This window comes from Aquella oligotrophica (assembly GCF_002892535.1).
Taxonomy (GTDB): domain Bacteria; phylum Pseudomonadota; class Gammaproteobacteria; order Burkholderiales; family UBA11063; genus Aquella; species Aquella oligotrophica.
In genome coordinates this window covers 217080-238799 of the sequence record NZ_CP024847.1, presented here as the reverse complement: position 1 = coordinate 238799, position 21720 = coordinate 217080, and the positions used below count along the sequence as shown (strand labels likewise).

20 protein-coding genes are annotated in these 21720 nt (G+C 36.1%); 3 read left to right on the top strand and 17 right to left on the bottom strand.

Annotated features, from left to right (window positions below; all coding sequences use genetic code 11):
- Positions 1-70: 70 nt before the first annotated feature.
- The 12 genes from tssA to CUN60_RS01070 all read right to left on the bottom strand — a co-directional run bounded on the left by tssA (position 71) and on the right by CUN60_RS01070 (position 14361).
- Complete coding sequence (gene tssA / locus CUN60_RS01125; protein ID WP_102950262.1) at positions 71-1669, bottom strand: type VI secretion system protein TssA; 1599 nt, start codon at positions 1667-1669, stop codon at positions 71-73.
- Positions 1670-5128, bottom strand: coding sequence for a type VI secretion protein IcmF/TssM N-terminal domain-containing protein (locus CUN60_RS01120; RefSeq protein ID WP_102950261.1), 3459 nt, complete (start codon positions 5126-5128; stop codon positions 1670-1672).
- Positions 5125-5781 carry a DotU family type IV/VI secretion system protein gene (locus CUN60_RS01115; RefSeq protein ID WP_102950260.1) on the bottom strand — a complete coding sequence of 219 codons (657 nt, stop codon included), beginning with the start codon at positions 5779-5781 and terminating at the stop codon, positions 5125-5127. The genes CUN60_RS01120 and CUN60_RS01115 overlap by 4 nt, the downstream gene beginning before the upstream one ends.
- Positions 5778-7190 (bottom strand): type VI secretion system baseplate subunit TssK, encoded by a 1413-nt coding sequence (gene tssK, locus CUN60_RS01110; protein ID WP_102950259.1) that lies wholly within the window; start codon positions 7188-7190, stop codon positions 5778-5780. The genes CUN60_RS01115 and tssK overlap by 4 nt, the downstream gene beginning before the upstream one ends.
- A complete protein-coding gene (gene tssJ / locus CUN60_RS01105) occupies positions 7187-7672 on the bottom strand; it encodes a type VI secretion system lipoprotein TssJ (RefSeq protein WP_102950258.1) in 486 nt (161 codons plus the stop codon). Before tssJ ends, tssK begins: the two co-directional genes overlap by 4 nt.
- Before the next feature lie 182 nt (positions 7673-7854).
- Positions 7855-8625 (bottom strand): hypothetical protein, encoded by a 771-nt coding sequence (locus CUN60_RS01100; RefSeq protein ID WP_102950257.1) that lies wholly within the window; start codon positions 8623-8625, stop codon positions 7855-7857.
- A 1-nt stretch (position 8626) separates the two neighbouring features.
- Entirely contained in the window at positions 8627-9022 is a 396-nt protein-coding gene (locus CUN60_RS01095) for a DUF4150 domain-containing protein (RefSeq protein WP_102950256.1), read from the bottom strand.
- Positions 9023-9134: 112 nt separating this feature from the next.
- Positions 9135-9782: a DUF3540 domain-containing protein gene (locus CUN60_RS01090; RefSeq protein ID WP_102950255.1), complete on the bottom strand. Its 648-nt coding sequence runs from the start codon at positions 9780-9782 to the stop codon at positions 9135-9137.
- Positions 9783-9788: 6 nt separating this feature from the next.
- Positions 9789-10874 (bottom strand): pentapeptide repeat-containing protein, encoded by a 1086-nt coding sequence (locus CUN60_RS01085; RefSeq protein WP_102950254.1) that lies wholly within the window; start codon positions 10872-10874, stop codon positions 9789-9791.
- A 185-nt stretch (positions 10875-11059) separates the two neighbouring features.
- Entirely contained in the window at positions 11060-12292 is a 1233-nt protein-coding gene (gene uraA / locus CUN60_RS01080) for a uracil permease (protein WP_102950253.1), read from the bottom strand.
- Positions 12293-12427: 135 nt separating this feature from the next.
- Complete coding sequence (locus tag CUN60_RS01075; protein WP_158649230.1) at positions 12428-13411, bottom strand: trypsin-like serine protease; 984 nt, start codon at positions 13409-13411, stop codon at positions 12428-12430.
- Between the two features lie 56 nt (positions 13412-13467).
- Positions 13468-14361 (bottom strand): hypothetical protein, encoded by an 894-nt coding sequence (locus CUN60_RS01070; RefSeq protein WP_102950251.1) that lies wholly within the window; start codon positions 14359-14361, stop codon positions 13468-13470.
- 122 nt (positions 14362-14483) lie between these two features.
- Between CUN60_RS01070 and ubiD the strand changes: the two genes are divergently transcribed.
- From ubiD to CUN60_RS01055, 3 genes are read left to right on the top strand one after another with little or no spacing between them, the layout of a single operon-like run.
- Complete coding sequence (gene ubiD, locus CUN60_RS01065; RefSeq protein WP_102950250.1) at positions 14484-15950, top strand: 4-hydroxy-3-polyprenylbenzoate decarboxylase; 1467 nt, start codon at positions 14484-14486, stop codon at positions 15948-15950.
- Positions 15951-15956: 6 nt separating this feature from the next.
- Positions 15957-16865 (top strand): LysR family transcriptional regulator, encoded by a 909-nt coding sequence (locus tag CUN60_RS01060; RefSeq protein ID WP_102950249.1) that lies wholly within the window; start codon positions 15957-15959, stop codon positions 16863-16865.
- Positions 16862-17350 carry a GNAT family N-acetyltransferase gene (locus CUN60_RS01055; protein ID WP_158649229.1) on the top strand — a complete coding sequence of 163 codons (489 nt, stop codon included), beginning with the start codon at positions 16862-16864 and terminating at the stop codon, positions 17348-17350. Before CUN60_RS01060 ends, CUN60_RS01055 begins: the two co-directional genes overlap by 4 nt.
- 32 nt (positions 17351-17382) lie before the next feature.
- Here the strand turns inward: CUN60_RS01055 and CUN60_RS01050 are convergent, their stop codons facing one another.
- From CUN60_RS01050 to def, 5 genes are all read right to left on the bottom strand, one after another.
- Positions 17383-19068: a glutamine--tRNA ligase/YqeY domain fusion protein gene (locus CUN60_RS01050; RefSeq protein ID WP_102950247.1), complete on the bottom strand. Its 1686-nt coding sequence runs from the start codon at positions 19066-19068 to the stop codon at positions 17383-17385.
- 45 nt (positions 19069-19113) lie between these two features.
- A complete protein-coding gene (locus tag CUN60_RS01045) occupies positions 19114-19785 on the bottom strand; it encodes a hypothetical protein (protein ID WP_102950246.1) in 672 nt (223 codons plus the stop codon).
- A gap of 3 nt (positions 19786-19788) precedes the next feature.
- Positions 19789-20856, bottom strand: coding sequence for an acyltransferase family protein (locus CUN60_RS01040; protein WP_158649228.1), 1068 nt, complete (start codon positions 20854-20856; stop codon positions 19789-19791).
- A 67-nt stretch (positions 20857-20923) separates the two neighbouring features.
- Positions 20924-21106 carry a hypothetical protein gene (locus CUN60_RS01035; protein ID WP_102950244.1) on the bottom strand — a complete coding sequence of 61 codons (183 nt, stop codon included), beginning with the start codon at positions 21104-21106 and terminating at the stop codon, positions 20924-20926.
- Between the two features lie 41 nt (positions 21107-21147).
- Positions 21148-21663, bottom strand: coding sequence for a peptide deformylase (gene def, locus CUN60_RS01030; protein WP_102950243.1), 516 nt, complete (start codon positions 21661-21663; stop codon positions 21148-21150).
- Positions 21664-21720 lie beyond the last annotated feature (57 nt).

Below are 21720 nucleotides of genomic sequence, written 5' to 3'. Positions count from 1 at the left end.
TAAATTTCTGAATTATTGATTATCTGCAGCAAGTTAAAAAATCATGGAAATACCTAAATGTGCATAACAACTAATAATAGCCTAGCGCAATAGTAGGATCAAGAATTGTTAATCTAGATAATACATCATTTATGGCAGCTTCACTTAATTTTATCGCTTTTTTCTGTTTTGACATATTCAGAATCAGCTTATAGGCATTTGCCGCCATAACAGGATCCCAGCTCTCTAGCTGATGCGCATCTATAATTGAGAGAATTTCATTTACATAACCACTAGCAAGCTGCCCATTCCCAGTTGATAAGCTATATTGGCAAAATTGAAGTATCCGGATAAACCGAGCTTGAATCGAAGAAGAGGTTATTATCTTTTGATGTAGAAACGCTATTGCGGCCAACTCTTTACCTGATTTAGCTAACTCACTCGCCTCATGTAGTTCAAGTGCTAACTCCTCATTACCTTGTAGAGCAGTGCTATAAGAATTAACACCTCCACCCACATCACCAAGAATACTATTTATCCATTCCTGTGTTTCATTTGTTGCAAACGGCATACCATCAGAAAAACATAATTTCTCTACGCCCTTCAATCGCTTGATTAGCAATAAGACTGCATAGCTGACTTCATTTGCCGCATGTTGCTGATTTATACCAATCAGAGAACGATGAACATAATAAGACAAATCAAACCAGAACCTGAAATCAACAACTCTGGTTTCGGCAACTTTCAGTAGTTCAAGCCAGTTCTGCTCCTGGTAATACCCAATTATTAATTGCTGTAAGTGCTCATCCGGCGGTGGTAACATAGTCTTTAACTCAGTATCTGCGGGAGGAATTATATCCACATCAAACCAAGCAATAAAGCGATTGATTTTATATAATTTATATGATAGGGGCTGTTCATTAGCTATTAATGCACTAACCTTATTCAATGCCATAAGCACAGAATCAAGCGATCTTTCAAGATTATCATCAATATTAAGTACAATATCAGAACTAACAGACCTTAAAATGGAAGTAGCTTGCTGCTGCGATGTAACAGTAGCTTCTTGATTTCCATTAGCAAAAGAAGATCTTTCAGCAATTGGTATGGTAGTAGTTTCTGAATTTGAGGAAGTTAATTCTTCTTCATTCGTAGCCTCAAGAATTAAAGACATATTAGCATGTCTTAACATATAAATCTGATCAAGATCTTCAACACCATTTTCAGATAAAAAATCAATTAATTCAGTATAATTTTTCTCAAGTTGAAGTTTATCAGTGGCTAACCATTTCTCAGTGGGCATTTTATGAAGTTGTTCACTGATATTATCTGCCCACCAGCTAATAGCGTTTAATCGCCCATTGATTCTCGGAGGGAATAAGCCATTATTCCAATAGGTTATGACAAGATCACGATAAATTTGTACTCCATCAGCCAAGCCACGTAATCCAGAAATATTAAGTAAGCCAACGTTTAAGTAGCTACAAACCAATATATCCTTAGAATGCTCACTTAAAATATTTTGCGCTACCGCAATTACCTTATTCCAATCTGTAGTACCTGTTGAAGTTAACGCAGTTCTTTTATCTATTTCCTCGGTTATCTGTTCAAAAAGCGAACTTGAACGAATATCTGTCCCGGCAGGATGATCACCAGGGATTGGTGCTGCCCCTACTATTAAATTTTCCATTTATCTTTTTTGAGAATTGTTACAATTAGTTGCATCCTGCGGAATATTAGAACTAATATTTCTCAATAAACCGATTGCTGCAACATTCTGATTTATCTTATATTTAACTGTTATTCTATTAACCTTATAGTTATCCTCCAATACATCGGATTCTGCAAAATCACTATTACTGAATTCGTGTGCACCCGTTTTGAAATCAGCCAAAAATTTTGCAAATCCCATACCACCAGAGTAAACCTTATTAAGGGTCAAATTCGAAAATAATATAGTTAATGTTGTGTCGCCACACTTATCAGGAGACCAATTTACTGTAAGCTGATTTGGATAATTGAAATTTTTCAAAGTCTGTTCGCCATCAGCGCATTGAACAGTAAGTATTACCCCATAAGGTTTAGTAGTCGCCTCAGGATTCACGGTCACTGGAACCGTAGCAATGTTAACCGAATACTGATTTTGATAATCAATCATTGCCGGACGGGCATTATTTATATAGGAAATAAACTCTTGGTTAAAGCTTACTGATTGGGCAAATATAGTTTTATCATAAATACTACGAGAAGAATATCCCCATTGATCAAGAGTTAAGAATGGACCCAATGTATCTCCAACAAACTTCCATAATAAACCAGTATTTTTATCGAGTAAAATCTTGGGAATTTCAGAACTTTTTACGGTACTTATTTTTCCAACGACTTCACTATCCCATTTATTTTCAATGGCACAAGCTGTTTTAGTCATTAAATACTGTAATAAAAAATCTAGTGGACCAGCTTCTATCTGCCATACCATTGAAATTTCATCACTGTTACCAATACTTAAAGCCTGACGTAACTGATTAAATTTAAGTAAAGCAATACTTACTGGCGATTTTGGCTCTGTTTTACCATTATATTCAGCAAAAATATTTCCAGTATAAAGTAAATAGCTATCATCAGAGATTTGCGCAGGCGAAATCTGTGATAATGCCGCATTATAATCACCGATCAGCCCAGCAATTTTAATTTGCTGATTAAATAATTCCGATTTTTGCGCAAGTGTATTGTTATTTACTAATTTATTAACGCCCTGAAAAACTCGCTGCTGCAAATTAACAATCGTTGATTCACCATTTGAAAGATTTTGTAAGCTATCTAACTGCATGATAAGGTTTGCCCAATCCGGTGGATTAGCCAAATGCTTGTTTGGAACCAGTTCGCGGGCTGCAAAATTGAGAAATCTATAATAAGGGTTGCTTTCGCCCGTCATTTTCAAAGCCAAATTTTTTTTTTCATCATCATTGAAAGAAGAAATCTGCACCTGACTGAATGCAACCACAAATTTGCGCCATGCTTCATAATATTCAACCTGATACCAATTCCAGAATGCCTGTAAAGATGGATCATTGCCACCCTGAATTACACCAGCTTTGGTTACAAGCCCAATAAAATGATCAATACGACTCATTCCCTCTTTAGTAAATATTCCAGGAACAACGACTTTTTTGGCAGAGTCACCTAAAGCTCCACCCCAGAAATCACTCAAGTCTACCTGAAAGGGAAGAAACGCCTTTTGATTTCTTATAACATGCCAGTCTGGATCATTTATTAACAATCCCCGTAAGGTATTTAACATTGCCTTCAAATTACGCTGAATTGCAACCTTATCCTTACTCCAAACTAGATATGGAACATATAAATCATCTGTTAAGTTGGCAATTGCTAACGGCAATTGTGGATAAATTATCATTGCCACATTCGGAAATACCATCTGCAAATTACGATCAGCCAAGGTATTAGTGTCAATTTTATTACTAGTAATATGTGCATCAATTGAGTCAATCCGAGCAGTCAAAAACTCAATATAAATCGAAGCTTCTTCTGTATTGGTTGATTCATTAAGTTTTACAATGTTTTGATATAACTGCTTATCAAAATCAATTAGAAAACCTTTTTTATACATGTCCACATACTGTAGCTTTAGTTTATCTATTAAATTACTGCTCGCAGTTAAACCAAAAGAAGGTAAGAACCACTGCTTATCCGCACTATCTATTTTGCGAATGGTGCGCTGAAAATTATCCAGAGTAACAATATTTGTTGCAACATCATTGCCCAAATAGGGTGCAGTCTTATATTCATTAAAGAAAATATTCATTACATTACGATTATGAAGATATGTACCTGTAAGCAGGCTGCCTAACGCAACCGTAACAGATAAAATAGATAAAATGCCAAGGCTGCTGGCAAGATATCTCCAACGCAGCGCATTATATGCCGGAACAACCATTTCACTATCAGCAGGCAAAATCTTATCAAAAAAGTCGCGCAAAAATACACCCTGCCGACCAGAATCAGATTCCTGACTAGAAACATACTCCCCTTGATATTTAAGAATTGAAGACTTGGCACTTGCTTCCTGCTTTGAACTCGAAAGGTATATTCCGCGACAAATTGGTTGTTCCTGATAGGAGTTGCTTTCAAAAACAGGTTGAATAAACTCATTGAAAGCAGCTCTTATCTCAATAAACTCTTGTGGCAGTATGAGCATACCTGATGACGGGGTTTCATCTGAATTATTTACCGCATTATTCCTTAATTGGCTAAATTTGGCAAAAACAGAATCAAAAAAATCATCCACCATCTTTTGCCAGGTCTCATTAGCATTGTTCAGGAATCCTGCCGCCTCGTTTATTTTATTCCCATCTAGTGTTTGAGCCACCTCATTAAACCCAAAAACATAGTCCATTTTGGTAATCATCACATAAACAGGAAACTTTGCCCAGCTAATACGCATCAGATTGTCGATTCGTTTACGTAAATTCTGTCCTTCATCGCGTAAACTCATATGGTCTGCGGTTAGTAAGCGCTCTGCAGATATAGTTACTACAACACCATTTATTGGCTTTCTTTTGCGATATTTAAGAAACAGATGTAAAAACTCTTTCCACTCTTCGGTATCATCTAATTCATTTTCTGGAATCACATACTTGCTTGAAGTATCTAATATAATTGATTTTTCAAGAAACCACCACTCACAATTTTCGGTTTTATTTATACCTAGGTTTTTTACAGTCGTAGATAAGGCAGTACTTAGTTTGGCATGTTTTATTGCTGTAGTTTTTCCTGACTCAGTACCACCTAACATTACAAACCATGGAATATCCTGCGCTTTAGAAAGGCGAATCAAATTGGTTGCTTCAAGCCAGCGATTTCTAAGCATTTGGATTGAATTTGCACGACTCCCCGGCAAATCAATCGAAGGAATATCCTGTTCAACAATGCGCGAGACAAACTCCTGCATCTTGCGTTTTGCCAGAAATTTTCTGAAAAATATAATTCCCAGCCAAACACCCACAACACCAAAAAAGATGGTTAGACCTACCCACCATTGCCAACCCTCCTGAAGGACAAACCAAGCAATAGCTCCGATGATAATTAACAGTAATAATATGCTAAAGAAAATTTTTAAAAATTTCTTCATTTAAAATATCCTGCAAGCTGTTCATTTAGCGATACGTTATAAACCGCATCCAACATACCCAAGCCAAGTAATGCAATTAAAGAGGTTACCAACAATACTGCCTTAAATCCAAAACGATGGCTCTTTTTCGGTGAAACTGAACTAACACTTCGATAAGCGGTAGGAAAAATGAGATCATCTCCATTTAAATTTGACTCGGCATAATTAATCAGTAAATTTTGTTGGCTAGCGAGTTGTAGTTTCTGCCCGCTATTAAAATTCTTACCCTGAAATCCAAGCTTAATACAATAATTAAAAACTTCAATTACTTGCCTATCTACGGCTGGGTCAAACCGCTCCAATACCTCATAAAATTTCTCACCTGCTTGAGTGGTTCTAAAGTACTGCTTCTGCAAAGGATTTAATTGCCAAACTTCTTTATCTTGCCAATTTGAAAATAGCACTTTCTCATCAATCCAAGCACATACGGCAAACAATGAGCGCTCCCAATCATTATAAAGAAGTTTATCATTATTAATCAAAGATCGAGAATTAACAATTAATTGATTATATTTTTCAAAGATATCATCATATTTTGGCTGTGTTTGCTCAACCTTTGTCATAAAATGCAATGTAAATGCCATAGTCTCTGTAAAACAATCAATTATATTCATGTCAACAGATCCCTTCCTTTTAATACCAGTAAATCAATTTCTATATTTTCTAATGGCTCGCCAAGAAAAACACTTAAATTGGCATATTCTTTTACACTTAGCCATGAAAAATGATGATGATCCAAAATAAAATAAGTAATATTCTTCTTATGTGCCAGTCCAACTGGTGGCTCTTTCAAACCAGTGATAGGAACACCAGATAAAGCACGCTTTATCAATATTGGCACATCTTCAGAGCTGCCAATCTTAGCAGAATTATATATAATACGCGATAGTTCACTACTATCTAGATTAGATTTGATGCATAGATAAAAATTATTGGTGTCTTTTAGTAAATCAACCGGAATATTTCCAGCAAAATAATTACCATCCCGCACCAGATGCACAATACTTTCCATACTACTGACAAGACCATCAACAATTTCATCAATTAGCACACATACTTGCTTAAAACAATAACCAAGATTCGTATGATCATATGGAGGTATCAACAACTCACCACGCGGTGATAAACCCAGAGCATCAATATTTTCATTTATCATACTTAACTCGCCCAATAACTGGCGGAAAACCCCATATAGTACCCATGGCGAAACATTTGGTGATTCTACAAAATGATTCAATAAAGGAACAAAATGGCTAATTGTTTTCAATCCAAGCAAGAATAGTAATGAAGTTGGCTGATACTCTCCACCCAGAGATTTCCGTAAGCTTTTATAACTACTTAATGTTATTGAACGAGCATACAACATCTCTTTGGTATTTCTAAGATAACTATACAATACCGGAGAATTTACCAGATTAATAATGGGTGGAGCAAATTCTTTACTACATAAAGCATCCTGCCCATTGTATTCAACTCTGGCTATCGGAATAAGCTCATATTCTGGATAATAATCTACTTCTTTATCCCAGACTAGTTTGAGAACATATTTAAGGCTATCCACAGATGCTGTATGTGTATGGTTATATAAATCATTTACCTCATTATTTTCACTATCAAGGATAAATCTTGATTTCGGTAATATTCCAGAACCATCTTCTTTCTGATTATATTTATCAACCTCTTCATTAGAGTTACTTAGTTGCTTGAGAGCTAAATAGACCGTAAATGGTTCACGCAATTTTTCCCAAAGTTGTTTAAAAGAGCGAGGTTCAAGAATAGCATTATGATGAATCGAAATCCAAGTACCATCTCTGAAAATAAATTCTCCGCTAATTAAGTCAAACTTTAACTCTTTTAATGAACCTTGATCGACTTCAAGCTGACATACACCCCAAAAATAAGGGTTTAAATAATTTTTCAACGGCATCAGCATTGATTCATGATATAAATCTAACTGCTGTAAATGTTGTGGCTGCAGGAATAACCCCTGATACCAGTAAACTGGACGATGAGGATTCATCATTTTGCAGGAACCTCCTGAAGCGAATCTGGACTAAGAACCAGATTAATTTTAAGTATTTTATTCGAATTTGCAGGAATCTGGAACTCTTTTGTAACCTGCCCAGCAGTTAGGTTATAATAACCAGCAACAACCCCAATCCACTCGGTATCTTGCAATCGATCAAGCTTAATTGTACCAGACTCAGCTGCATTAACAAAAATACTATCAACTCCCAATACGCTTGAATCAAACTTGGTCAAACCCAGAAGCTTTTGAGTTCCCGTCAAATCCTTCGCCAGCTGATGAAAACCATTAATGTTGTTCAGTTGGTAAACTGCAAGCATCACTGAATGTGAACTATCATCGTAGGTATTCAAATCATCATCTGTTGCATAACTTATAACTATCCCACCTGGTTTATAAGGTGGGGGAGATTTATCAGAAGAGCATCCATTCATATAAATAACTGCAAATGCAATCAACAGCTTAAACAATCTACGCATTATTTTCCCTAAAATTTACGCTTCAAGCGTTCATAATTATACAATTTAAGCAAAGAGCATTGTAGCACAATTATATAGTTAATTAATCTAAAACTTAAATCACTAGACTCAAGAACATAACTTCTTATAAACTTCCCCATAAAAGATAAGCCAGCAAATTTTTTCGTTAATAACTACTAATATCAACAAAAGCTGATTATATATGCCTCAGTTTCATCATCTTGAGTATAGGGAGTAAATAAAAGTTGCTCAGGTAACTCGGTAAGTCTTGCAAAATATGAACTCTCATGATTAATCTGATTTTGCACACCCCAAGCAATAAATTTCTTATCCGAAAGAGCTATTTCTAATCCCTGCTGCGGATATTCAAGTACACTTTTTTCAGGAAGAGTACCGCGTTGGCCTACTGCCTGAAAGTTTATTTCACCACTATCCACACCTAAAATCATACCACTCCATACTTGAGAGGGGCTAAGCTCCACCCATAAGCCAAGCTCATTTAATGGATGAAAATCAATAGAATAATCATTAGCAGTATAGGAAAAAGGTGAATTCAACAAGGCTAAAATTTTGACACCAAGATTTTGGATTAAGATCGGCAATAATTTTGCCTGTATCAATGGAGTTGGTAAAGTATCAGTTGCCACTTCAAAACCGTCACCAAGAATCAAAATTGGCAAAGCTGTTTTTCTTCTAGCCTTAACCATACTAGCTAATGCCGACAGACCTTTCAGAATTGACTTATTTTCCCAGCTATCCTTATTGGCAATAATTACCCATAAACCAACTTCTGGATTAAGTAACGAATCTTTTATTCCTGCCCAAGCCATTTTAGGCAAATCATCAACCCAAAAACCTCCATCTACAGGAATATGATACGGCTTTAAAGCAGTCATTAAATTTTTAACGCTATTTTCATTGTGCGCTAGAGAAGTAATCCAAATTTTTTTCATATTAACTCATTATCATCACTTTTTCTTGGCTTGGCATGGTATCTGCACCTACTGCATTTCCATCATTCTGCTTGGTCGTATTACCCATAAAAACTGCAGGATTACCCTCAAATTTAACTTTGGTACTTCCCATTACAAACTCTACAGGTCCCATAATTTTACCAGAAACAAGACCACCAGCAACCCCCGGCTGATCACCCTGGCTTGGGTTTATTTTGGATGCTTTGGTAAGTGCCGGAGCTCCAGCTATCATTATTTTTTGTGTAACTGGATTAGCACTGGGTGTCATACCTATGTTTGAAAATGGAGTCGGAATTGGTGGACCTGGAGGTGCCGGAACTTTACAAACATCAGGCATTGCCATAGCTTGTCCAGTTTGTTTTGTTATTGCAAACATTTTGTTCTCGATTATTATAAAATGATAGGAATAAAACAGTAACAATAATTCTCAAGCCTCCATCAACTCAGATAAACGTCTGATTAGATGGAAACCTAAACTTATTATGCTACTAACCCATATTAATCTTTTTACCATCAATACCAACCTCTTCTTCAGCATTGAGGGTAACATGTCTTGCCTTATAAAATAATCTACCAGTAACTAGGGTTCGAATTCGGTTAGCTTTAGTAAATTCAACTCCTTCAATTGTTTTAAATATATTTACTATTTTTTCTGTAACGGTATTGATAATTTTTTCCGCACTTTCAGCAATGAATAAGCTTTTACCAGTACGGATTTCACTCCAATTACTTAATAATTTACTATGACTAAATTTTGCGGTTCCCGTTAGCCCTGTCAAATTAACTTCCGGAGCTTCGACATTAATAGCTTTTTGTGCCTCAAGTTTTAAATTATTCGCACGTAAAGATACTTCTTGCCCCAAATCAACCACATTTTCACTAGCTGTTCGATTTAATATCTGTAGTATATATGCCAATTCACCATTTATTTCACTACTCAGCAAAATTAAATCATCAATCGCTGGAAGCAAAAAACAGCTTTCAGCCTTTAATGCATTCACAACGCTATTATCACTAAGCTGGACTGAATAATGCAATTGGTTAGCAATCTCTTCCAGCGCAATTACTTTACCGCAATAAAGCTCCGCTGGTATTGGCGCAGACACCTTTTTAACCAGTTGTAAGTTATTTTTCATTTCATATCATCCTTTAAAATCTCTCTTTTTGGCAGGTAATTCTTTGATTGGTTGCCAATCCTCTGCTTCTTTTAATTTTTTATTAGTGCCAAAAGCAGTATTTAACTGTAATGCATCCTCCAGTTTAGCACCACGAATACCATGTATATTAGCATAGTAAAGTGAAGCTTGGTTAAAATCTGCTTGCTCAGTAGAAGCATTTGAAAAATTTGTATAATCTAGTCGACTAGAATAAAAACTGGCATAATCTAGTCTTGCATTTTCAAATAAACTATTTGTAATTTCTGAATTTGCTAAACTAGCAGTTATTAAGTTTGAATTACTGAAATTAACCATATCAAATTTTACACCAGTAAAGTTACTTTGTCTAGCCTCAGCTTTAATAAAAGCAATATAACTACCAGAACAACCAGTAAATATTGCTCCCCCCAACTTGGCATCATTGAAGCTGGACTGACTAATATCATGATAAGTGAAATCAGCATTTGATAAGTCACAGCCATCAAAAATAGCCATAACTAAAACGCAGTTAGAGAATTTTTGCCGAACCAGACTACATTCATTAAATAGCGCACTTGTTAAGTTAGTATTTTCAAAAATTGCCTTATTAAAAATAGTTTTCTGGACAATTAACCGATATAGATCTGAATTGGTAAACCTTGTACCATCAACTACTACTGAAGACCAAATAGACATTGGTAATTTGGCTCCAAACATTTTTGCCTGCCGAAAATTACAATCACTAAAATGTGTACTTTCTCCATTAATCGAAGTCAGATCTGTATTGGTAAAGTCACACTGTGAAAACCCGCTATTTTGAATTGAAGCACCTTGCAAAATTGAGCCGGCAAAATTAGTATTGTTGACACTACTTTGATTTAATTGTAAACCTTTTAAAATTGATGACTCAAATGTCACATTAGCAATCAGAGAATTATCAAAATTAGCCCCGGTAAGGTTACTTTTAGAAAAAGTTATGCCTTCAACCCTCAAATTTGAGAAATCAAGTCCAACCAGATTTAAATTACTCAAATCAAGAGAAGAAAGAACTCCAGTTTTTCTGCTTTCTGCCAAGATTTCTTGAATATTCATTAATTCTGACTTTCTATTATTAATATTTCTTGATTAAGTAATTGAGCATTGATCCCAAAATGCTTTACATTTTACAGATCAGAAATCTCTAGCTACCCCTTAGAGCCTTCTAGGATAATTTTCCTCATTTAACAATAATTCTACACTAAACAAAATTTAACTGCACTAAAAGGAGCTAGTAACAATTACTTTTTCCCAAGCCCCGTTATGTTTATCAAAAGGTTAATTATTATTGCAAAAAGACAGGCTAAGCCCATTCCCTTTAACTGTAATGTTCCAATCTGTAAACTAACCCCAGAAACACCAATAACGAGAATTACTGCAGCAACAGTTAAATTATGTGTATTATTAAAATCAGCCTTTTTTTCCACCAGCATTCGAATACCAGATACAGCAATAACACCAAAAAGCAGCATGGAAACTCCGCCAATGACACTTGTTGGAATGGACATAATTAAAGCGGATAACTTACCACAAAAAGAAAGCAAAATTGCAATTATGGCAGCCAAGCGTATAACATAGGTACTATAAACTCTGGTCATGGCTAATACGCCAATATTTTCGCCATATGTAGTGTTCGGTGTCGAACCCATCAAAGCTGAGACGCAAGTAGAAGCACCATTACTAAATAAAGAAAGGTTCATCCACGGACGCTTAACCAAATTATCATTCACAATATTACCTGTTACATATAAATGTCCAATATGTTCGGCAAATACCACCAAAACTGCGGGTATAATCATTCCAATCGCATTAATATTAAAATGTAAGCTATACCAATGAGGCAATTTCACCCAAGGAGTAGTATAAACGTCCTGAAAATTGACAACTCCCATTAAAAAAGCCATAATGTAACCAGTAAACATACCAAGTAAGATTGCTATCACACGAATAAAACCGCGAAAAAATAGACTAAAAATGATTGTGGCAGTTAAAGTTATAAAGCCGATTAAAGTATTTTTATCATACACTGGACCAAGAAAATTTGCCATCTTCGCAGCTACGGGCGCTAATTCCAGACCAATTACGATAACAATTGCTCCAATTGAAGCACTTGGTAGAATTTTTTCAATCCAGTTAACGCCATATCTCTGGATAACCCCTGCTAATATAATTAAGATGATACCACTGACCCAGAAACCAGATAATGCTGCCGAGTAACCATATTTGCTGATGACCAGCATTACTGGTGCAATAAAGGCAAAGCTTGAACCAAGATATGCAGGTATTCTATTCCTAGTTATAAAAAGATACAAAAGGGTTCCAAAACCATTACATAAAAGACACAGTGAAGGATCAATATGAAAAAGCATTGGCACTAATATTGTTGAACCAAACATAGCAAAAACATGCTGCAAGCTTAAAGGCAGTTTTTGATAAAATGGTAGATTCTGATTAATTTTTATTACTGGCTGCATAATCGTAAAATAGATTTCCTCATATTAATTTTCTAATACCTATAAGAGTCCAAGCAGATTAAACCATTATGCTAAGGAACTAAATAATACACCTTAAGTTTTAATCTAGTTAAATTTGTGCCGCAATGAACTTTATTAATTCCGCACAACATAATCTACAGGTGTACCATTAATGACATTATTAATCCAGCTATTATAATAGCTAACCGAAGTATCAACACCATATGCTGTTGGTAATGGACCATATGTACCCGGATTTAGCAAAGACCAAGAGTGTACTCCAACTATGCTGAATTTGTTGTTAGCATAGATAAAATCACCACCACCAGAATCACCAGGTCCAACAAATTTCCAGACATAATCATCAACCGGAATTGATCCAACTGTATATAGTTCACCCACATTTGGGTTTCCTGCAACAAATGGGGAAAGATTGGTTGAATAGTATATCTGACGATAGAACAAAATTCCAGACATATTTTTATATTCAGTAGTCCCAAATCCAGTAAGCCAAAGCATGGTATATTGCGCCAGTCCAGAATTAGTGTTTAATAGCGCAGTTAGTGGATAAGTATTATTTACTTTCAAAATGGCAATATCAGCTGGAGGTGTTATACCGGAACCCATTGACTGAGGGGAGTATGCACTATGGACATAGACAGCTGCCACAGACACTGGGTTACCGGAAGGTTTCTTCAAATTAGACCCCTGCCATAAATAAATATCCGCTGGATTAGTTATATCATTGGACAGCCATCCCAGTGCGGGTTTGGCATCTCCGGTAATTAAACAATGTGCCGCAGTTAAGACCCAAGTACCATCACCGATCGGTGTCCCGGTACAATAAGTACTTTTTTGTGCACTTTCTGGATTACTGGTTCCACTAATCCCAACAACCAATTGAGTTATCAAGCTACTTTCCGGAGGATTGCAGCCATTAGCGACCTTCAAAGCTGACTTACTAGAATTAGCAGAACTATCAGAATAAGTTGAACCACCAAAATTACAGATGGGTGCTGGCTGCTCATATACCGTAGTTGTAGTGTTAGAGCCACTATTACAAGCAATTATACCAATACCAACAAATGGCATCATCATCAAATTTTTTTTAATTTTCATGATATTTTTCATGATATTTTATCACTCCAAAATAAATAGATTTATATACACTTTTCTTAATTTATCCGCGAGACTTTTATCCGCATTAATGGTTTTATATTTTTAAGCTCTAGCGGGATAAAAATACTGCTACAAGCATGAATATCACTGGTTAAGCCTAATGTAATATTTATTGTACCATCACTATTTAATTTATCGATCGTAAACCCGGTATTATCACCATTAATGGTACCAGCAATACAGCCAAGTTGGCTATCTCTACTCGCCGCCATTGCACCGCTAAGTTCATCATAAGTTAGAATTTTGCCTGATGGTATCTTGGTTTTAGCCAAACCTTTTTTTATCAGATCAGTTTGTAATAGCTTACTTACCATCTGTTTTTCATCTGCAATCTGGCTGATTTTTAGCGTATCGGAAGAATCTCCAGCCTTTGAACATAACAGCTCATTAACCGTATATGGATGCGCCATTCCAGTTGCCATTGAGAATTGCTGATGATAATAGCATGCATATTGATTATTAATAATTGAAACAGGTTTATATAGTGCCTGATTATCAACCATATAACTTTTAAAGTCGGTATTTTTTAATAAATCATCATTATCCGCCCGAATTTTGTCTGGGCTAATATCAGCCATGAAATCATAAACTACTTTGTTATTTAATGAAAGATAATTCCAACCAATTATCACTGAAGACTCGCCTGTAGGCTGCCTTCTATAGTTTTTATCGAGATACTGAGTTAATTTCTGGTATGTTGTTGAACATAATTTACTCTCATCATCTGTTGCAATTCCAATCATATATTTGTCAGGAGCATTACTAGTATAGGCAAGCATTATTTTTTTATCATCAAGCTGTGCTTTATATTTGGTAAAGCAATCTTCTGCATTTGCAGCTACATTAATTGAAACTGCTGAAAGTAGAAATAATAACCTATAATTGCACATACTTATTCCTCTGTGATTTTAAATCTAGCTATCAGGGATTATAATACAATTTATATTTGATTATTGCCCTAAACTCATTTATTATAACGGAATCAAGACTAATCTAAAAAGAAAAGGTAAGCATGGAATATCGTGATTTACGGGAATTTATAACCAAACTAGAATTAATCGGTGAATTAAAAAGAATTGACACACCAGTTTCACCTCATCTGGAAATGACTAGCTTCTGTGATAAAGTATTAAAAAATGCTGGTCCGGCAATATTATTTGAAAAACCAACTGGGTATAATATGCCTGTTCTGGGTAATTTATTTGGAACTACGCGCAGAGTTGCACTCGGCATGGGTAAAGAAAATATCACCGAACTACGCAAAGTTGGTGAATACTTGGCAGAACTAAAGGAGCCTCAGCCACCCAAAGGAATCAAGGATGCCTTTTCCAAATTACCGATGCTAAAGCAATTGTATAATATGATGCCAAAAACGATATCCAAAGCACCTGTTCATCAAATTATAATTGATGCACCGGATATTGATCTGAGTACTCTACCGATCTGGCATTGTCATAAAGGGGATATTGCACCTTTAATTACTTGGGGATTGGTAGTTACGCGTGGTCCATACAAAAAACGTCAAAATCTAGGAATCTACCGCCAACAGGTAATTGCCAAAAATAAAGTTATTATGCGCTGGCTCTCTCACCGCGGTGGAGCACTTGATTATCTCGAACACTGCAAAGCAAATCCAGATAAACCATATCCGGTAGCAGTTGTTTTAGGCTGTGATCCCGCAACTATTCTTGGCGCGGTTACACCAGTACCGGATACATTATCCGAATACCAGTTTGCTGGCTTGTTACGCGGTAGTCGCACAGAATTAACCTCCTGCCTATTATCAGACTTACAAGTCCCTGCTTATGCCGAGATTGTCCTCGAAGGCTTTATCTATCCCAATGAAACAGCCCTAGAAGGTCCTTATGGTGATCATACTGGCTATTATAATGAGCAAGAACAATTCCCAGTATTCACCATTGAAAAAATCACCATGCGTGAAAACGCCATTTATCATAGTACTTATACTGGGAAACCGATTGATGAACCAGCTGTTTTGGGTGAAGCACTAAATGAAGTATTTATTCCATTATTGCAAAAACAGTTCCCAGAGATTGTCGACTTCTATTTACCCCCTGAAGGCTGTAGTTATCGTCTAGCAGTTGTTTCGATCAAGAAACGCTATGCCGGGCATTCCAAACGTGTAATGCTTGGTATCTGGAGTTTCTTGCGTCAGTTTATGTATACCAAATTCATCATTGTTGTAGATGATGACGTTAATATTCGTGACTGGAAAGACGTTATCTGGGCGGTTACGACCCGGGTTGATCCATTACGTGATACTACGATGATAGACCGTACGCCAATCGATTACCTAGATTTTGCCTCGCCAATTGCAGGATTAGGCAGTAAAATGGGAATTGATGCAACCAATAAAATTCATGGTGAAACCACTCGCGAATGGGGTGAAATTATATTACCTGAACCACAGGTTAATGCTAAAATGGAGGAACTATATAACCAGATATTTAGCAGGTAATAACAAATGTTTAATGATATCTTCATCTTTATCGCAATTGTTGAAACCGGAAGTCTCATTAGTGCCGCAAAAAGGCTAAATATGTCTCAGGCAACTGTTAGTAGGCGCTTACAGGCTCTTGAAGAAGAGTTGGGGATAAAGCTAATTATGCGTAGTACACGTAATTTTGAACTTACAAACGCAGGAAAAACACTGTACGAAGGCGTTAAGGACCAACAAAAATACCTTGATGAACTTGTTACCAATTTGAGTGCTAAATCACAAAAAACTACAGGTACGCTAAAGGTAGTTTTGCCAACAGTAATGTCCTATCACGTTATTTCACCATATTTGCCAGATTTTCTAATAAATCATCCCGAAGCAAGGCTAGAAATATGTTATCAAAATCGGGATATTGATCTATTCAGAGACCGGATTGATTTAGCAGTTATTAACCATCGCCCAACTCAACAAACCCTAAAAATCAGACATCTAGCAAGCGTAGCCGGATATTTTTACTGTACACCAGAATATGCCGATAAATATGGATTACCCGAGACTCTTGAAGAGTTGGAACAGAAACACGTATATGCGGGAATATTATCTAATAGTCTAAAACCAATATTTGAACATGAAGTTACAAACCTAAAAACTGGCAAGGTAACGACAATAGTAATGAAGAATGCCAGTATTTACAATAATAATGCTCTACACTGTAAACCAATGGTTCTTAGTAATAAACTAATTTGTGGCGGCTGGGATTATCTGTTTCAAGAAGAACTAAAATCCGGCAAAATAATAAAAGTACTCCCAAATTACTCTTTTGGCGAATTACCTTTCTATTTGGTAAGGATTCAGGAACATAATACTCAACTAATCAAAACCTTCATTGACTTTATTGATGAATGTTTTGGGAGGATAGTCGAGAAAAAATGAATCTAAATATCTACATTAGAAAAACAGAACCGAAAGATCTTCCCTTTGTTATAACAGCGGAGCGCCATCCTGATAATTCACCATACGTTTATCAATGGTCAGACGAAGAACATCTAGCTGCCCTCGCTAATCCTAATCTGAGACATTATGTTATAGCAGATAAACCAACTGAAACATTAATGGGGTATGTAATCCTTGATGATGTATTAAATACCAGCCACACTATTAATCTACGTCGAATTGTTATCACCCAAAAAGGGCAGGGAATAGGAAAAATTGTCCTTGAGCTAATAAAAGAGCTTGCCTTCAAAGAGTTAAACGCACATCGCTTGTGGCTTGATGTTTTTACTGATAATGAAAAAGCCTATCAGATGTATCTGAAGTCAGGATTTAAACAAGAAGGATTATTGCGCGAATCATATCTAAGAAAGGGGCAATATACATCCCAGTACATAATGTCAATATTAAAAACCGAGTGGAAATAAATCCACCCGGCTGAATATATCAATTACTACAACTATTTACGCCAGTTATCTTTTAAACCCACCGTTTTATTAAATACTGGCTTATCCGGCGAATAATCATAACGATCAGCAACAAAATAACCAACTCGCTCAAATTGGAAACGATCTTCATTTCTGGCTGTTTTTATCGCTGGCTCAATATATGCAGTAATAGTTTTTAATGACTCTGGATTGATAAACTCCTTAAAGTCATGTCCATCTACATTATCTGGTTCTTCTACCGTAAATAAACGATCATAGAGACGAATCTCGGCAGGTACTGATTTCTCAACACTTACCCAGTGTATCACCCCTTTTACCTTACGACCTTCAGGATTTTTACCGAGTGTATCGTGATCAATCGAACAATGTAACTCTTTAATCATTCCATCAGGATTTTTGATTAGCTCGTCACATTTGATAACATAACTATGCCGTAAACGAACCTCGCCACCTATAGTTAAACGCTGAAAGCCTTTTTCTGGAATCTCCTGAAAATCATCAGCATCGATATAAATTTCTTTACTTAATTCACATAAGCGGCTGCCAAATTCAGGATGTTGCGGATGAAAATCTGCTTCGCGTGAACCAGTCTTATCGCTGGCAAAATTAGTCAATACCACTTTCAATGGATTTAACACTGCCATTACCCGCGGCACAGCACCTTCAAGATCATCACGAATTGCTGTTTCAAGAAAACCAAGATCAACAATATTTGGTGACTTGGAAATTCCACAACGAGTAGCAAAGAGGCGAATCCCTGCTGGAGTATAGCCACGTCTACGCATCCCGGAAATTGTTGGCATCCTAGGATCATCCCAACCACTGACCAAGCCTTCAGTCACGAGTTGATTAAGCTTACGTTTACTAGTAACTGTATAATGTAATTCTAAGCGCGAGAACTCAATCTGACGTGGTCTGGCTGGCAATAACTCAGCGAGATAAAGTTTATCCACTACCCAATCATAAAGTGGACGATGATCTTCAAACTCAAGAGAACAGCATGAATGTGTAATTGACTCCAAAGCATCCGAAATACAGTGAGTATAATCATACATCGGATAAATACACCATTTATCTCCAGTACGAATATGATGAAACCGTTTAATCCGGTAAATTGCTGGATCGCGTAGATTCATATTTGGCGAAGTCATATCGATTTTTAGCCGTAGGACTTTGGCACCATCGGCAAATTCACCAGCTTTCATGCGACGGAATAATTCAAGATTCTCAGCTATTGTCCGCTCACGATATGGGCTATTTTTCCCGGGGCTAGTCAAAGTTCCACGATATTCACGCATTTCTTCGGCGGTCAAATCATCAACATATGCCAAGCCTTGATTAATAAACCACTCAGCAAATTCATAGAGTTTATCAAAATAGTCTGATGCGTATTTTGCTTCACCATTCCAATCAAAGCCTAGCCAGCTAATATCTTCCTGAATAGATCGAACATATTCGTCATTTTCTTTTTCCGGATTAGTATCATCAAAACGCAGATTACACAATCCGGCATAGTCTTTGGCTAAACCAAAATTATGACAAACCGCCTTAGCATGCCCAACATGCAAGTAACCATTTGGTTCTGGCGGAAAGCGGGTAATTATTTGGGAATGTTTGCCGCTTTTTAAATCTTCTTCTACGATATTTCGAATAAAATTGCTCACAGTCGGAGCGATATTGTCAATTTTCTCTGTCATTCAACTTCCTAATTATACTTCTAATAAAAAATAACTATCCAACTCTTAATTGCTCTCAGCATTTGCATCAATTACTGCCGTATCAAGAACATCACCAACCAGACTTGTATAAAACGCAGCTGCTAGGCTATGTGCTGTTTCTTTAAGCTTTTTACTGATAAAACTTAACTTAGCCAATTCCAATTGTTGCAATTTATCCCCATGGATATGACTAATTTCAGTTTTTATATCATTTACCTGCGAGGTAATCGATGTAATTTGTTGATTAAAAGCAGTTACTTCCTGATTATGTTGGTATTTAAGTTCTCTAGCAGCAATACTAAGTAGTTTAAGATTCCGCTTTATCTCTTTTGGATTACTACTAACTGAATTTAAGAGTGTAATGGCACTTTCAAATTTTGCTTTAGTTGCTGGGTTATAGTCAATTTGGCTAACCAGACTACTTAGTTGCCCTTGATTTGCCATATACGTATCCGGCGCAATCTGTTTTACCTTACTAATAATTTGATCATTCAAGGATTTATGTGCAATAATAGTTTGTGCAGATTCTTTTAATGAATCCAATTGACCATCAATTGTTAGCATCTGATTATATACTTGATTAGCCAGCTGCTTGTCATGCTCCTGACTGTAATAGTAGTAAGCACCAAAAATGGCAACACCAAACAAAACTATTAATAACCCGAGTCCCCGACTCATTCCAGAATTACTTTTCATAAGTTACCTTAATCCAATCCGTAATTTTAACCAGTTACAAAAACGGTTTTCGATTAAATAAAAATTTAGCTGTGCAATAATTGTTACAGCAAACAAAGTGATTAATTTTACTGCAATTAATCCAATTTTCTCAGCATAAAGATAACTAACTGCATATAAAACTGGCAAATGAAAAAGATACAAAGAATAAGATATTCGTCCATAAAACCTAATTACAGAATTCGCCAGAATCACTTTAATTTTGTTATTTTTGATGACATTAATGATAATTAACGAGCTTCCTGCTGCAACAATAATCTCATGTAACAATCTGGACGTTATTTTACCAAAAAACAGATAGTTACTGAAATATAAAGTCAAAGCAACTATCCACCACCAGATGTTAGAAAATTTTTCACAAAAAGCAAGGTTTTGATAGATTAGCATTCCAACGATAAAAAACCATAAATAATATACAATGCCAGACCAATCATTTTGCAGCAATAATCCAAGTGACCACAAATAATAATTTATAACGCCAAAAATAAGCAATAGTAATAGCTTAGGTAATTTTAATTGCAGACATGAAATATACCAAACAAAAGGGAATAATAAAGAAATCCACACTTCATAAAATAATGTCCAAACAGATAGATTTAGGCTACTCCCACAATGCCCAATAATAGTAGTAAGCCCACGCCAGAGTGTGCTATCAAAAGTCGTTTGTGACCAGATATAGAACCAATCTTGTAGTCCAAGCCCTGATAATGATGAGCGATAGAAATTACTCATTAAGAGCAATACCGCAATCGAGAAAATCATTGCTAGATAATAAGGTGGGTAAATCCGGATAATCCGTTTTAAAATAAACTGAGGATACTCTTGCCAGCAAAAATTACGTAATTGATGCGATAAAACAAAACCGCTCATAACAAAAAATAAGATAACCGCTTCATGCCCTGCGCAATAAAAAAACCAAGGCCGCAGCCTGTCATCTGAGATATGATTCATTTCCCAAAAGTGCTGAAAGACTACCATAAGTGCAGCTATCCCTCGCAATGAATCCAAACCAACAAATTTATGTCTATCCACAAGTTCTTGTCATGAAAATAGCCTGACAAAATTTGTCAGGCATCTATTAGATTGATATATAGATAAGTTACTGGGCATTATTATTTTTTGCCGGAGTTAATTGATCTTCGGAAGGAAACTCGGCATCACTTGCCTGAGTTGAGCCAACCATAGGATTATCCGGTGGCGGACTCTTATTCCCATTATTAAATGCAGCACAGCTTTCCAAACTAAGACCAATTAAAAACACAAATAACAATTTTTTTAACATTACTTTCTCCGATAGATTAAATTAATTCAGGCTCAACCCTGCTAGTCCAAGTTGATAAATGCCAAGGTACTCATATCTTTCATCCGCATAGGATATAAAATCCCCTGCAAATGATCACACTCATGTTGCATCACCCGAGCAAGAAACCCGTTATCTGCCCCTTTATGCAAATTACCATTTTCATCAAAATATTCATATTCAATTGACTTGGGACGACTCACCTCACCTCTTAAACCAGGAACAGAAAGACAACCTTCAAAAAAGGGCTCCTCCTCTTCTGTTACCGCTTTAATAACTGGGTTAATTATAACCTTACGTGGACAATCACCAACATCCTGATAACGTGTAATATCCTTTTGATAATATTCGATAATTACCACCTGTTTATTAACACCAATTTGTGGCGCAGCAATGCCAACGCCACCAAGATGACGCATCGTATCTTCCATATCAGTCAAAAGATCAAATAATCCCTGCGAACCAAACTCTTCTGTAGTCACCAGATCAGAAACTTTTAGCAGACAAGGATCTCCCATCTTGCGAATAGGCTTAATCATAGAGCCAAACCTTTTAAGATTACAGATAACATAAATGATATAATTACTGAATTATAA

Coding starts and splice junctions, on each gene's coding strand:
- CUN60_RS01095 (WP_102950256.1), bottom strand. CDS start 9,022: ATGTTTGCAATAACAAAACAAACTGGACAAGCTATGGCAATGCCTGAT.
- tssJ (WP_102950258.1), bottom strand. CDS start 7,672: ATGCGTAGATTGTTTAAGCTGTTGATTGCATTTGCAGTTATTTATATG.
- CUN60_RS01115 (WP_102950260.1), bottom strand. CDS start 5,781: ATGAATATAATTGATTGTTTTACAGAGACTATGGCATTTACATTGCAT.
- tssA (WP_102950262.1), bottom strand. CDS start 1,669: ATGGAAAATTTAATAGTAGGGGCAGCACCAATCCCTGGTGATCATCCT.
- CUN60_RS01035 (WP_102950244.1), bottom strand. CDS start 21,106: ATGTTAAAAAAATTGTTATTTGTGTTTTTAATTGGTCTTAGTTTGGAA.
- CUN60_RS01090 (WP_102950255.1), bottom strand. CDS start 9,782: ATGAAAAATAACTTACAACTGGTTAAAAAGGTGTCTGCGCCAATACCA.
- CUN60_RS01050 (WP_102950247.1), bottom strand. CDS start 19,068: ATGACAGAGAAAATTGACAATATCGCTCCGACTGTGAGCAATTTTATT.
- CUN60_RS01075 (WP_158649230.1), bottom strand. CDS start 13,411: ATGAAAATTAAAAAAAATTTGATGATGATGCCATTTGTTGGTATTGGT.
- uraA (WP_102950253.1), bottom strand. CDS start 12,292: ATGCAGCCAGTAATAAAAATTAATCAGAATCTACCATTTTATCAAAAA.
- CUN60_RS01100 (WP_102950257.1), bottom strand. CDS start 8,625: ATGAAAAAAATTTGGATTACTTCTCTAGCGCACAATGAAAATAGCGTT.
- CUN60_RS01070 (WP_102950251.1), bottom strand. CDS start 14,361: ATGTGCAATTATAGGTTATTATTTCTACTTTCAGCAGTTTCAATTAAT.
- CUN60_RS01060 (WP_102950249.1), top strand. CDS start 15,957: ATGTTTAATGATATCTTCATCTTTATCGCAATTGTTGAAACCGGAAGT.
- ubiD (WP_102950250.1), top strand. CDS start 14,484: ATGGAATATCGTGATTTACGGGAATTTATAACCAAACTAGAATTAATC.
- tssK (WP_102950259.1), bottom strand. CDS start 7,190: ATGATGAATCCTCATCGTCCAGTTTACTGGTATCAGGGGTTATTCCTG.
- def (WP_102950243.1), bottom strand. CDS start 21,663: ATGATTAAGCCTATTCGCAAGATGGGAGATCCTTGTCTGCTAAAAGTT.
- CUN60_RS01045 (WP_102950246.1), bottom strand. CDS start 19,785: ATGAAAAGTAATTCTGGAATGAGTCGGGGACTCGGGTTATTAATAGTT.
- CUN60_RS01055 (WP_158649229.1), top strand. CDS start 16,862: ATGAATCTAAATATCTACATTAGAAAAACAGAACCGAAAGATCTTCCC.
- CUN60_RS01120 (WP_102950261.1), bottom strand. CDS start 5,128: ATGAAGAAATTTTTAAAAATTTTCTTTAGCATATTATTACTGTTAATT.
- CUN60_RS01085 (WP_102950254.1), bottom strand. CDS start 10,874: ATGAATATTCAAGAAATCTTGGCAGAAAGCAGAAAAACTGGAGTTCTT.